The organism is Bacillus clarus (assembly GCF_000746925.1).
Classification (GTDB): Bacteria; Bacillota; Bacilli; order Bacillales; family Bacillaceae_G; genus Bacillus_A; species Bacillus_A clarus.
In genome coordinates this window covers 63,659-76,280 of record NZ_JMQC01000011.1, presented here as the reverse complement: position 1 = coordinate 76,280, position 12,622 = coordinate 63,659, and the positions used below count along the sequence as shown (strand labels likewise).

Annotated in this window: 13 protein-coding genes and 1 pseudogene; 7 read left to right on the top strand and 7 right to left on the bottom strand. The window is 32.7% G+C overall.

Annotated elements, in window-relative coordinates; all coding sequences use genetic code 11:
- The first annotated feature begins 597 nt into the window (after positions 1-597).
- Entirely contained in the window at positions 598-924 is a 327-nt protein-coding gene (locus tag DJ93_RS32675; RefSeq protein ID WP_042984893.1) for a hypothetical protein, read from the top strand.
- Between the two features lie 189 nt (positions 925-1,113).
- Here the strand turns inward: DJ93_RS32675 and DJ93_RS28420 are convergent, their stop codons facing one another.
- The gene (locus DJ93_RS28420; RefSeq protein ID WP_142920698.1) at positions 1,114-1,392 is read right to left on the bottom strand and encodes a DUF6241 domain-containing protein; all 279 of its coding nucleotides are present in this window, start codon (positions 1,390-1,392) and stop codon (positions 1,114-1,116) included.
- Between the two features lie 877 nt (positions 1,393-2,269).
- Between DJ93_RS28420 and DJ93_RS28415 the strand changes: the two genes are divergently transcribed.
- The 5 genes from DJ93_RS28415 (at position 2,270) to DJ93_RS28395 (ending at position 5,333) form a co-directional block, all read left to right on the top strand.
- Positions 2,270-2,530: a BhlA/UviB family holin-like peptide gene (locus tag DJ93_RS28415; protein WP_042984890.1), complete on the top strand. Its 261-nt coding sequence runs from the start codon at positions 2,270-2,272 to the stop codon at positions 2,528-2,530.
- A 3-nt stretch (positions 2,531-2,533) separates the two neighbouring features.
- Positions 2,534-3,589 carry an N-acetylmuramoyl-L-alanine amidase gene (locus DJ93_RS28410; protein WP_042984887.1) on the top strand — a complete coding sequence of 352 codons (1,056 nt, stop codon included), beginning with the start codon at positions 2,534-2,536 and terminating at the stop codon, positions 3,587-3,589.
- Between the two features lie 386 nt (positions 3,590-3,975).
- Positions 3,976-4,569 carry a sigma-70 family RNA polymerase sigma factor gene (locus DJ93_RS28405; RefSeq protein WP_042984884.1) on the top strand — a complete coding sequence of 198 codons (594 nt, stop codon included), beginning with the start codon at positions 3,976-3,978 and terminating at the stop codon, positions 4,567-4,569.
- 3 nt (positions 4,570-4,572) lie between these two features.
- Positions 4,573-4,794, top strand: coding sequence for a hypothetical protein (locus DJ93_RS28400; protein WP_052109758.1), 222 nt, complete (start codon positions 4,573-4,575; stop codon positions 4,792-4,794).
- 284 nt (positions 4,795-5,078) lie between these two features.
- Positions 5,079-5,333: a glutaredoxin family protein gene (locus DJ93_RS28395; RefSeq protein ID WP_042984877.1), complete on the top strand. Its 255-nt coding sequence runs from the start codon at positions 5,079-5,081 to the stop codon at positions 5,331-5,333.
- Between the two features lie 249 nt (positions 5,334-5,582).
- On the opposite strand, the gene DJ93_RS28390 is transcribed toward DJ93_RS28395, so the two are convergent.
- The 5 genes from DJ93_RS28390 to DJ93_RS28370 form a co-directional block, all read right to left on the bottom strand.
- Positions 5,583-6,131, bottom strand: a complete 549-nt coding sequence (locus DJ93_RS28390; protein WP_241484408.1) for a DJ-1/PfpI family protein — start codon at positions 6,129-6,131, stop codon at positions 5,583-5,585.
- An 87-nt stretch (positions 6,132-6,218) separates the two neighbouring features.
- The gene (locus DJ93_RS28385; protein ID WP_042984872.1) at positions 6,219-6,440 is read right to left on the bottom strand and encodes a hypothetical protein; all 222 of its coding nucleotides are present in this window, start codon (positions 6,438-6,440) and stop codon (positions 6,219-6,221) included.
- 319 nt (positions 6,441-6,759) lie between these two features.
- On the bottom strand, positions 6,760-7,863 hold the full coding sequence (locus tag DJ93_RS28380) for a Ger(x)C family spore germination protein (protein ID WP_042984870.1): 1,104 nt from the start codon (positions 7,861-7,863) through the stop codon (positions 6,760-6,762).
- Positions 7,860-8,960: a GerAB/ArcD/ProY family transporter gene (locus DJ93_RS28375; RefSeq protein ID WP_042984868.1), complete on the bottom strand. Its 1,101-nt coding sequence runs from the start codon at positions 8,958-8,960 to the stop codon at positions 7,860-7,862. Before DJ93_RS28375 ends, DJ93_RS28380 begins: the two co-directional genes overlap by 4 nt.
- Positions 8,961-8,964: 4 nt before the next feature.
- The gene (locus DJ93_RS28370; RefSeq protein WP_080743763.1) at positions 8,965-10,500 is read right to left on the bottom strand and encodes a spore germination protein; all 1,536 of its coding nucleotides are present in this window, start codon (positions 10,498-10,500) and stop codon (positions 8,965-8,967) included.
- A gap of 66 nt (positions 10,501-10,566) precedes the next feature.
- Between DJ93_RS28370 and DJ93_RS31805 the strand changes: the two are divergent.
- Positions 10,567-10,839, top strand: a pseudogene (locus DJ93_RS31805) (transposase); the annotation flags it as partial.
- Here DJ93_RS31805 and DJ93_RS28365 read toward each other — a convergent pair.
- The gene (locus tag DJ93_RS28365; protein ID WP_042984865.1) at positions 10,828-12,501 is read right to left on the bottom strand and encodes an alkaline phosphatase; all 1,674 of its coding nucleotides are present in this window, start codon (positions 12,499-12,501) and stop codon (positions 10,828-10,830) included. The pseudogene DJ93_RS31805 and the gene DJ93_RS28365 overlap by 12 nt on opposite strands.
- Between the last annotated feature and the right edge of the window lie 121 nt (positions 12,502-12,622).

The window sequence follows — 12,622 nt, the reverse complement described above, 5'->3', positions numbered from 1 at the left end:
TCACTTAGATTCTAACGGATTTTGAAGTGAAGATTTTTTAGTTCCAGGACGAAAACAATCTTTCATTTCTCTAACTGTTACTTTGATTTATTCCATCTCTAGATACTCAATATTTAAATATTCTTTTTCCAATTGTTATCTTATGCAGGAATCAAGTAGCTTTTTTCTGCAATTTTATATATTAAGTAATCAAAAAACTTAAGTTGTGTAGTTTGAAAAGATCATTTGGCTGTGCATAAACAAAATCCATCTTCCACCTATCATTGTCGTATAGCTCTATACATGTTGGAGAAAGAAAAATTCTTTTGTATCAGGATTTTAATGTAATATTTTAGATTTTTCTTAGATATCTTTTAGATATTTTTTAGACTTCTATGAACTGCTAACAGGTTAAACTATTAGTAACAGTACTGGGAAGAATTAAAGTAATTTCATATTTGAACTTTAAATATTAGGGGCTTGGTATGTGAATTGAAGAAATTCAAACTATTTATAGCAGCACCCAAATATAATATCTTTTCGTAATATGCTATTACAAAGATTTTAGTAGAAATTTCTACAGAGAAAAATAGATTATTTTATAGGAGGAACACAATTATGTGTACGCAAACAGCAACAATCGTCATCTGTCTAGATTCAGCAGCTTACGGTCCGGGAGCAACTTCAATTGACGTATCCCTTTCAGCTCCATCATCAACTTCAGGAATTCGTCGCGACTATTCTACTTACCTAGAGTATTGGGTAGATTCAGCTAAAGCTTGGAAAGTGGTTCAATCTCGTACTGGTTACTTCTCATACTCAGTAAACAACTCATTCTCTCTTGCTGGAATGCAAGCTGGTTCATACCGAGTATCTGTCACTTACCGTATGAATGGCGGCGGTGCTATCACTGAGTATCACCCAGCAGTAACAGTACGACGATAGTATATAGAGATTGTTAACGATAAAAAAGACCTCTTTGTGATATTATCCCCTTTAGGTAGACAGTGTAAAAAGACCATGTACATACATGGATGTTACACTATTACTTGGAGGGGATTTTTCATGGCTAAAGGTAAAAAAGAGCCAATATTAATTCCACGTATTATAAAACTCGTGAAATTTTTGTATGCATCATTTTTGGAAATTATTAGAAATGAATTCTTTTTCCTCTTTTGTTGTTAATCTCCCTGTAGCTCGTCCAATTTTTCCACCCTGCACTGACCAGAAATAGTTATGATCATTTACAATCTGATTAAAATCTTTCTTTTTCCATCGTGTTAAAATCTCTAATAATTTATCCTTATTCGTAAAATTACTTTCTTTTGTAATCCTATAAATAGTATTAATATGCTCTGGGTTCATTTCAATAGCACCGGTTTTATTCTCTGCTTGGACTTTCTGATGGGTCATTTCGTGCATACACTGAACTATCATTGCTTCATCTGAATTTTTATCAATATTTAATTCATTCTTAGCCCCATCGACTTTTACAGTTTGTTTAGAATGAAAGAAATCGACTAGAATTAGAGTTACAACAATATGTGTTTATTATAGAAGCAATTGATAATGCTTTAGAAAATATAGAATAAGTAGAAAGAGATTTTATTATATATAGATATTTTTATAACTGGACAATTGATAAGTGTGCCTTGAAGATAGGATATAGTGACAAAACGTTGTTTTTAATCCGTAACCAGGTTATAAAGAAATTCCTTATTCGTTTGGGATCTATCACAATTATATAATTTTATATGTATTTGGGGTACAATCTGTTTGAAATGAAATTTGAAAGTAATAATGTACATTTTGAAAGAATGAACCTGAAAATAAATAGATGATACACTTATGTCACACTGCACTTGATTAATTATTGGTATAATATTAGTAGGTAGAAGTGGATTTAAAGGATGAAAAATTAATCCTATTCTTTTCTGATCAGGTATGGAATTAACGTTGTTCTTTTAATGTTAAATTGGAATGTATTTAGCTTAATGATTTTATTACTAAGTCTGTCAAAATGAAAGTGTATTTTATATTTTTCAATTCTTTATCCATGATAACATGTATCACTTTCATATAACTGATATATTTAAATTACTTGTATTGCAGGGAATGAACAGTTATTTGAATTTGAATATTCTAAAGTATAACAAATGCTAAATAAACAACTAGAAATACTTAAAAATAGTAAAGTGAAATGGATTTCAAATATTTAACAAAATATAGTTTAAAAAATAGAAGCATATACGAGCTTCTATTTTTTTATTGACAAAAGGGGATGAATATAATGGAAGAACAGATTGTAAATATCATGCTATCACAAGGTGCTTTTGGCGCCTTATTTGTTTGGCTGCTATTTTCAACAAGGAAAGAGAGTAAAGAATTATTAGAATCAACACGCCAGGAAAACAAAGAGCGGGAAGATAGATATCAGCAAACAATCACAGAAAATCAAATTGTTATTACTAAGCAAGCTGAAGCTTTTGGTGCTCTATCTAAAGATGTATCTGAAATCAAACAAATTTTGGGTACAAAAGGAGATAAGTGATTTATGAAAAAAATATCACGTCTATTTACCTTTATATTTATGACATTTATGTCTTTAGTAAGCTTTACTACAGGTGCTTTTGCTGATAGAACTCTTTTTATAGAGAACTTACCGAAAATTCCTTATCGAAATGGTGTAGGTGCATATGAAGGTGTTGTTGCGCACAGTACAGCGACACCGGAAGCGCCAGCTATCAATATTCAAAGATATGAAACTCGTACATGGCATTCAGCTTTTGTACATTATGCAGTAGATTGGAATGAAACAATTCAAATTGCGGATACAAAGTACATTGCATATGGTGCAGGTCCAAATGCAAATAGTCGATTTGTACATGTAGAGCTTTGTGAAACTGCTGATTATGATAAATTCAAGCGTTCCTACGATAAATATGTGAAGTTACTTGCGATGATTTTACGTAATCAGGGATTATCGGTAGAAGAAGGGTTATGGACACACGATGATGTCCGTAGACATCTTGGGGGTACAACACATGAAGATCCTTTGGCTTATTTATTAAATCACGGTGTTTCTGAGTCTCAATTTCGTTCTGATGTAAAGCGGGCATACGGTCATTCTAATGATGGATCTAATTCTACGGAATCATTAGAAGTAAATGTACCTTCGATTAATAAAGTTGTATATATAGAAGGATTAAATATTAATTTACGAAAAGGACCTGGGACAAGTTATTCAGTCATTCGTCAGGTAAACAAGCCAGAATCTTATGCTGTATTAAGTGAACAAAATGGATGGTTAAACCTTGGAGAAAATCAATGGATAAAATATGATCCATCCTATATTAGGCTCGATACAAAGGAGAATGTGAGTTCATCAATTGTAGGACACCGTATGGTGTCTAAGGTAGATAATTTACGTTTCTATAAATCGCCTTCTTGGGAAGATAAAGATGTTGCTGGTGTTGTAAATGTTGGAGAAGGTTTTATTATAGATGCTGAGATTATAGTAAATGGTTCCAAACAATATAAAGTTCATAATAGCAAAAATATGACATTTTATATTACGGCAAGCTCATCTTATATAGAAGTCAAATACTGATTAAAGAGCAATGTCCTCTGGGCATTGCTCTTGTTTAGTTTGTTATAAGTATTTGAAGTGTTTTAATGTTTTGTACATAAAAAACTATGATTATATGAATTTTTTAATCAAGTATTTATTCTTTAAATCTTTTTTCTAATCAATACAAGGGGGAATTCTGTTTGAAACAATTATTTCTAATACTAACAATTGATAAGGAAACAGAAAACAAATTTCACAAGGAAGTAATTAATATTTTTAAAAAAATATTGTGCATTAAAGATATATTTTGAAGACACTGCTGAACAAAAAAGAAAAGTGCTTTGCGGTTAATTGCAGTTGCTTTAGGACCTATGTAAAAACACTTTATATCCTTAGAATATTTTTTAATATTGGGAGGTTATTTTTTGAATAGCAAAGACATGGATAATTTTTATAGCTTATATCAAGAAAAATTAGAAGATCCTATCCTGCGGAATTTTCTCGGGAATTCAGATAATTATGGTTTATTTCTTAATGTTATAGAAAAACCAACCAATGACAACAAACAGTTACTAGATAAAGCTTTTAAAGCTTATTTTAAAAAAGTAAAAATAATAAGCTATATTAGTAACTTAATTTACTTTTATTCTATAGGTTTTGATAAAAAAGTTTCCACTAATAATAAGAGAAATATATTAAATTTAGATAAATCAATTACTAATGAAGGGGAGAATAATACAACTATCTTGGAATTAATGAGCGATGATTTAACAGATATTACTTATATGCAATTCGAAGAAAAGCAAACTCACTTAAAAGAGCATATAACAGACGAATTGCTATACAAAGGTTTAGGTTTATTAAGTAAAAAGCAGTTGGAAATATTAAATTTATACTATGTTCATGAATATAATAATAAACAAATTTCACGAATTCTATCGGTATCAGAGCAGACCATTTCTTATAATCATAAAAAAGCTTTAAAAAAACTTAGATCACAATTAATAGGGGTGAAATAATATATGGTAGAATTAAACAATAAAAATTTAAGTATTTGTAATTATGAGGAAATCTTACAACTTTTCAAATTTAAAATTTGTAGCTGTTTATATAACACTCCCTATCAAGAAAGAGAAGATTTAGAACAAGAGATTAAGATGAAGATATTTGAAAAAATAGATGTTATTAATACATTAGAAGCTCCTGGCTTTTTTGAGTTTTTAAATTCTAATACAACTGGTTAAAAGGGAGAAGAGTGGACTATATTGATGAACCCAAAGCATAATGGTTGTATGTTGATGGGTATTTAAACGAATGCTTAGTTCGTAGGAATTATAAAAAAACAACTGAATTGAAATAAACAAAAAAGATGCCGATTTTTTTGTTTTTCTCCCTTAGCCTTCACTTTATTATATATATCGTCTTTAAAAATAATAAGATTTACAAATTTAAAATTAGGATGAAATTAATTTTTAATTTCTAATATATACTTTTTTGTAAATCTTGGCAGATATCAGGAGGGAAAGTAATGGAAAAAGAAATTATTTTATATGGAAACGATCGATGTAAAACTTGTGTAGATGCAAAAATATGGTTACAAGAAAATTCTATCCCATTCATTATGAAGGATGTTGCAGATGAAGCGAATCTGCAACAGTTTAGAAAATATAATGAACCAGGTATTCCGGTGTTAATTATTAAGGATTATAAACAAAAAACAGAAACAAAAGTAATTAGTTTCAATTCTAAAAGTTACGAAAAAATGTTAAAGCCAAAAAAATAATACCAAATATTCACCATTTGATATTATTGGCATCACTCAAGAATATACAAATTCACTTCAACACGCCGCTTAAAAAATAAAATATGCTGAAATCTTACTTGAGTATGTCCAAATGTGAAAATTTGTTAACTTGATGGCTATGGGGTACCACCAGCATTTTGTAAAAATACCATGCTAAGCAAAAAATACAATGAGCTGCCCATATGGACAGCTCATTTACATAATTATCGTTATTGGAAGTGCAATATTCTATACTTCTCCCTTACAAAACTTCAATACATTTGAAGACTCTTCGTTGCTTTTCCACAACCCCAACATATCTCCCACAGCAACCGTAAACTCGACAAAGGCTGTTCCCTTTGCTGTTATAAAACTTTCTTGGATTTCAATATCTGTTCCTGTGTACTCACTTCCAACAAACACTTCTTGAAATATAGCATGTGTATTAAGGAGACATGTGAACTTCTTGCCTTTGAGTAATCCTGCCTTTCCTAACAACACAGCAGAAGTACAAATGGATGCGATTGGAATATGTAGTGATGCTGCTTCTTGAAGTAAAGTGTGAATGGTTTCCTCGTTCATCACTTCGCCTATACCGTCTCCACCAGAAATGAGAACGAGGTCATACTTTTTAACTTCAATCTCAAAGACTCCCGCATCAGCCTGTGTTTGTAAGCCACCGAGGCTTATAACAAAGTTTCCATCAATCGTGGCCGTAGTAATTCGTGCCTTTCCCTTCTTTCTGAGGAAAAACAATGTATGGGCAATTTCAAAATCTGCATAATTCGGGTATGCCAAAAATAATATCTCTACTTCTTACTTCCTCCCTCTGCCGATAAAAACAGCAAACCCCTCCCCTGTTTAGAAAAGGGCTTACATTACTGCTTATGTACAACAATATGTAGCATCACTTACTGCATCTTCAGGAATATATATTTTATCATTTTTTATTTCATACGGAATGTTATTTCTTTTTAGTTTAGCTGTGTCAACGGTGTTAGCAGTATTACCCCACTGTATTAATTTACCGTTATACTTTTGACAAGCAGATAACACTAAAAGAGCTGTGAAGCATAAAAATAGATTTCTAAAACGATGTTTCTTCATAATAATCCTCCTTTTCCTTGATTGTATCATTTGAAAGAAGCGATTTGTCATAAAAATTGGATGTATATTCCATACATTCTCAGTTAACATAACGTCTCATTATCAGTAGTAAGAAAATGAGTACATCCCTTATTGAAATATCACCAATTTGTACCGAGCTAATACTTTGAAGTCTTCAAAAATAAAATTTAGCTTATTACATTTTGCTATGAGCAATGTAGCTCATTTTTTCGTTTTGGGGGTAACTTGTTTTCTTAGCTTGATAGCGATGTGGTGCTACCCAGGAAGTGTCTAAAAAAATTATTACTCTGAGTTCTCGTTACTTGATTGTACCCATTCCACCAATTTTAACATGTACATTAACTTTAACATCAGCCTTCGATAATGCTTTTCCCCATTCCTTTTGAACTCTTTTCCAATCCTTATATGTATAAGCTCGTGCATACAATCCCAATCCTATAGGATCAATTTCTGCTTTTTGTATTTTCTTTATTAATTGTTCTAAATCACTTTCCAACTGCTTTTCAATACTTTTTTCTAATTTCTCCCCATTATTTCTAACATTAAAAGGAAACAGTCGTTCTGAAATTGAAATTCTCATATTTACATTTATATTAAACATAAAATGATTTTTGTATTGTACGTTTGTTTTTACTTTGGTACCTTGAGTACTAAAGCTTAACCAATGTTTTTCTTTGCTATCAGTTTGTAACGGTACGGCAATAGTAAATGGAAATTCTCCCTGTATGTTATTCTGCAAGATACTTAATAATAAATTTTCTTTTGGTGTAATAGTTAGCTTATATCTATTCTGTTCATCAAGTAATGCTGAACCTGTCAACTTTATATGGTTATTCTTTTTAAGTGCGGTAACACTTGTTGTCATTCCTTTTTCTTTTGTTTGGTTATGAAAATCTTGAAGAGTCGTTTTTACTGTAATATTTCTTCTATGTGCAGTCTCAATTAATTTTGTCAAATATATAGGAAGACGTGGTTTATTTTTGGGAGCATAATAAATTATGTCTGAAACAGGTCCATCCACAGCAACAATTCTTGTAGTAACTGTGTTTTTAGGATCTCGATAAAAAGGATCTAAATAATCCGTCCACTTCTTTTGTTTTAAAAGTCGCTTACCAATCAAAATAATTTGTGTCTTGCTTCCCGATGTCAAAGCCATAACCATGGTATCAAATTTTTCACGAGAGTTTCGCACTGTAACAGATTTTACACCAAATTGTTCCTCTTTAATCTTGGCCTCTTTATTGAAAACAGGACTGGATAAGTATACTTTCAAATTATCATTTTCGTCCAAATCTAAACCTAGTATAAGCGTGAGTGTAACATCTTCTACATTCATTTGGTCTAAACACCCAGTGAGCAATAGTAGCGGAATTAAAACACTGCATAATATCTTCTGCTTCAATGTGCTTCCCTCCGAAAGTATTTTTTGTGGATTAAGTTATATATCCATAAAAATACAGGGAATAAGAAAGCTAATACAAGTCCAGCTTTCGATGTAACATTTTGAAATAGTTCAGATTCATTCCATGAGGGATGGATCCAAAATGTTACTATAATTACTGCCAATAATAAAATAGCTACATGAAGCGTATGATCTTGTTTTCCAATTAGTTGACTAGAACAAAATACAGCACAGTATACACAAGGAATCCATGCAGTAGAGACGACAATTAAGTAAATAGCCAATAAAATCATATCAAATCGTTCTAAAAAACGAAATTCAATAACTTTAAGCAAGTTTAGTACGGGTTGATTAAACTCTAAAATTGCATCTGGACTGAAGTATAAAAAGCAAATAACTATAGTAAATAGATAAAATACAAATGTTAAGGTATTTGCTATAATAATGCCTTGCGTTGCATATTGCTTTTTTTGCAAAAAAGGATAAAGAAAAAATGCAATTTCAAATCCTATAAAGGAAAAGATAGTAGACGGAACAGCCGAAAAGATAGGTTTCCAACCCGCCTTTAATAATGGAAGAAAGTGTAACCAATTGCCATCTTTTAATGGTATGAAGNAAAAAAATGGAATCCACATTGTCATATAAAAGCATAATTCACAGTATCGACCTATTATCCGAACACCATTGCGTGCAACCAAAAAGGTTGGAATAGAGAACAGAAACAAAATAATATAGTCGGGTGTTTTTGGAAGAAGCCAGCCCTTAATATAAAGCATGCCATTAATTAGAACTGTCCATGCGTAAAAAGCAAAATATATCATATAAAGAATAATTACCATGGTACCAATGATTTTCCCAAACAATCGAATAAGAATTTCATATAAGGTATCATTTGGATAGTGTTTAGCTGTTTGAATTAGCAAAATACTGGCGATCATAGAGCAAAACCAACCAATAAATAGTGCTATCCAGCTATCTGTTCCAGCTTTTTCTGCAAGTACCCTTGGAAGGGACAGAATTCCAGTTCCTACTTGTGAGGCATTAATTATAAAAATATATTGCATGACAGTGATGTCATTATATGCATATTTTTTCATATTTTCACCCTTTATCAGGATTAGTTTCTTTATGATTCTTCGTAATATTTTTAGATTCCCTCTTCATTGACCACAAAGGAAAGCGAACAAGCGTGTCCTTCATACCTGATATTCGAAAAGGTGACAAAGGACTACCATAAGGAGTACCTAAGGACTCTAAACTTATAAGATGTGCAATTATAGTCATCCAGCCGATAATAATTCCTACAATTCCAAATAAAGCAGCTAATAACATCATAGGAAAACGCAATAATCTTATTGCCAAACCCATTTCAAAATTAGGAACAATAGAAGAAGCTATAGTTGTAACAGCAACAATAATAATCATGATATTACTCACAATCCCCGCTTGAACAGCAGCCTGTCCAATCACAATGCCTCCAACAATCCCTACGGTCTGGCTAATGGGAGTGGGTAAACGAAGGGCAGCCTCTCTCATCATTTCTAAGGTAATCTCCATAAGTAAAGCTTCTATCACCGGAAGAAACGGAACGCGTTCTCGTGATTCTGCAATTGATAAATAGAGCTGTACAGGAATAACTTCAAAATTAAATGAAATAAACGCTACATAGGTTGCAGGTAACAATAAGGCTATAAAAAAACCTATAAAACGTAGTAATCGAACAGAGGAAGATACTAACCAACGTGTGTTGTAGTCATCTACCCCTTGAAAAAAGGAAATAAAATTTACGGGGGCAATTAAAACACTTGGACTTCGATCCACAACAATGGCGAATCTCCCCTGAAGGATGTGAGATACAGTTGAATCAGGCCTTTCAGTCAAGATAAACTGTGGAAAGGGTGAATAAGGATTATCTTCAATAAATTCAATTATTTCACCAGTATTAATAATCGAGTCCACCTTAATATTTTGAATTCTAGTTTCCAATTCCTTAAGTACATCTTGAGAAGCTACATCTCTTAAATATAAAATAGATACTTTGGTCTTCCCTCTACTTCCAATTAAAACCTCTTTTAATACTAATTCTCTATTAGGAATATACCTTCGTATTAAAGCTATATTTTGACTAGATGTTTCTACAAACCCTTCATGAGTTCCTTTTAGAGATATTTCGTTTCTAGGTTCTGTTATATCTCTTTGTGGCCATCCTTTTGTATTTAGTTGATACCCTGTGTTTTGACCGTGAATTAATAAAATACTATCCCCTTGAAAAATAGCATTTTCAACTTGATTCCAAGTATTAATTGTTTGAATTTCTCCTATTGTGACAGGTAGACCATTACTAACATCAAATGGGGTATGCATCAAAGGCGGCAGTATATTATTATGAATAGATTGTTTATCTATTAATCCAGATAAATATATCAAAGCAGCTTCTGATTTATTTACTAATTGAAATTGACGAATTACCAAATCAGGAGCTTGTTGAAAAAGCTTTTGAAGATCATTTGTGTTTTGGAATAAGTCACAACTGATATTATGATTTCCTATAGTTTCTTTCTGAATATTTGAATTCCTATTCCCTTGATCATTTATAGAATAACGTCCTTGTTTTAAAAATTTTAAAATAGGAAACACACCATTGACTCCCCTCGAAAAGACTTTTCAATATTTTTATTGTGTATATTTTAAAAAGATTTATTCCACTATTTACTTCAGCAGCAATTTTGTTCTTCTTGCAAGATTCCAACTTTGTATACAATTTATTTTCAGCGTATTCTTGTATTGGGTTCTACACATTTTCAGATTCCGGATAAATTTGCTTCTACATATCAAGGTTGAGAAGGTAATGGCCAAAATGCTGGTGTAAAACTTCAACTAGAGTATGATTTACTAAGTGGTCAGTTTCTACATGTTCATGTAGGATCAGGAAAGCACAATGATAAAACTTATGGTTCTATTTGTTTAACGAGAATGCTTTATGAATAGATGAATTGCTTTTTCAGGTACATAGAATTTTCCATTACTTTCTACAACGATGCTTCCTAACTCATAATCTTTTCCATCGATACGAATAATATTTTTATTAGCAAACAATTGAGCTTCCACTTTCTTGTGTTTTACCACGAGCACCCCGTTTGCTACATCAGTTTTGTCAATCGTTACAGTTGCACCAATTTGTTTAAAGGCTGATTCACCATCTAAAAATAATTTGTTTGTTAATTCTCCTAAGTTAAAACCCATTGCTTTAGCCATTGTCTTCGCAATGTCCGTATTTTGGACTAAACCGTATGGCTTTTGAGGGCCATAAGAATATAAGAATACATCTTCACCCGTATGACCCCCTGTTGTAAAACCGATATTCGCACGGTTGGCCAATAATTTAGTAAGGATTGGACCTACATCAGTTTTCTTTTGTGTAGCTTTTAACTTTTCTTTTTCATCATCACTTAAGTTGTCTAAACCGTAAAGTGCAGCTACCTCTTCTATATTAGATAAATCACCTTTTAGTCTATTTGTGGCACCTTCAAGTGTCATTTTTGCCTTTTTCAGTGGATTAATGTAGGCAGCTACCGGTGTGGTATCATATCCTTTTGTGGTATTGGTGTTACCAACGGAAATACCGCTGTTACCATGGTCAGCTAAAGCGATAACCATAGTTTCCCCATCTTTTTTCGCAAACTCTAATGCTTTTGCAACCGCAGCATCAAATGCCAATACATCGCTTATCATCCCGATTAGGTCATTGGCATGTGCTGCCCAATCTGGCTTACTGCCTTCTACAAATAAAAAGAAGCCATCTTTATCTTTTGATAATGTTTGAATTGCTTTGCCCGCCATCTGGGAAAGTGTTGGCTGATCAGGATTGGTTGCTTCGCGATCCATATCGAACGCAAGTGCAGTATTAGAGAAAGAGCCCCAAATTTTATCGGATTTGGAGTTTAATAGGGCATCCTTTGTTTCGACAAAGTCGTACCCTTTGTCCTGAATCACTTTTACTAAATCTTCGTTATCTTTACGGATCCCATTGCTTACCACAGGCTGAAGTGCTGCCTTTCCCCCACCTAATACAACTTCCATATTTTGATAAACTTGCTGTTCACCAAGCACTTCAAAATTATTGCGGTTAGCATAGTGAGCAGAGAAACCAGCCGGAGTAGCATGCTGAATTTCCGATGTAGCAATAATTCCTGTTGCGCGCCCTGAACGTTCTGCGCCTTCTAAGACGTTGGCAACTGGGCGAAGCCGGTCTTCTTCTTTGATTGGTTCTAAGCCAGGTGAATTCACAATAGAAGGTAATACGCCCACATAGCTTGAATTTGATTTATTTCCTGTCGCTAAAGCGGTTGCTGCCGGCGCTGATTCCGTAATAGCTGATTCAGCCGAATAAGTACGAACACCTCCTGATACGATTTGATCTAGTGCAAGAGGTGAACCTTTATACCATCGGGCCAATGTTGTAGCTGAAGAGCTTGTTCCATCCATAACCATCATAATTATATTTTTGGGTTGCTGTCCTGCTTTTTTCACCTCAGCTTTTACCTCGTTATCGTTCATCATGCTTCCTGTACCTAATGAACCTAGTACTACCGTTCCCGCTAATGTTAGTCTCATCATCTTTTTACGAAGATTCGTCATTGTTGTCCCTCCATAGGCTATTTTCGACATCCCAATCTAACATTCGTATGTAAACAAGGTTTTCATTTTTTATTACGTTTATACAAGCTTATATATATTTTTTTTATTATTAGTACCCCAT

Excerpts from the sequence above, each read along its gene's own strand:
- DJ93_RS32675 (WP_042984893.1), top strand. The coding sequence starts at position 598 with ATGTGTACGCAAACAGCAACAATCGTCATCTGTCTAGATTCAGCAGCT.
- DJ93_RS28385 (WP_042984872.1), bottom strand. The coding sequence starts at position 6,440 with ATGAAGAAACATCGTTTTAGAAATCTATTTTTATGCTTCACAGCTCTT.
- DJ93_RS28400 (WP_052109758.1), top strand. The coding sequence starts at position 4,573 with ATGGTAGAATTAAACAATAAAAATTTAAGTATTTGTAATTATGAGGAA.
- DJ93_RS28420 (WP_142920698.1), bottom strand. The coding sequence starts at position 1,392 with ATGACCCATCAGAAAGTCCAAGCAGAGAATAAAACCGGTGCTATTGAA.
- DJ93_RS28410 (WP_042984887.1), top strand. The coding sequence starts at position 2,534 with ATGAAAAAAATATCACGTCTATTTACCTTTATATTTATGACATTTATG.
- DJ93_RS28365 (WP_042984865.1), bottom strand. The coding sequence starts at position 12,501 with ATGACGAATCTTCGTAAAAAGATGATGAGACTAACATTAGCGGGAACG.
- DJ93_RS28395 (WP_042984877.1), top strand. The coding sequence starts at position 5,079 with ATGGAAAAAGAAATTATTTTATATGGAAACGATCGATGTAAAACTTGT.
- DJ93_RS28415 (WP_042984890.1), top strand. The coding sequence starts at position 2,270 with ATGGAAGAACAGATTGTAAATATCATGCTATCACAAGGTGCTTTTGGC.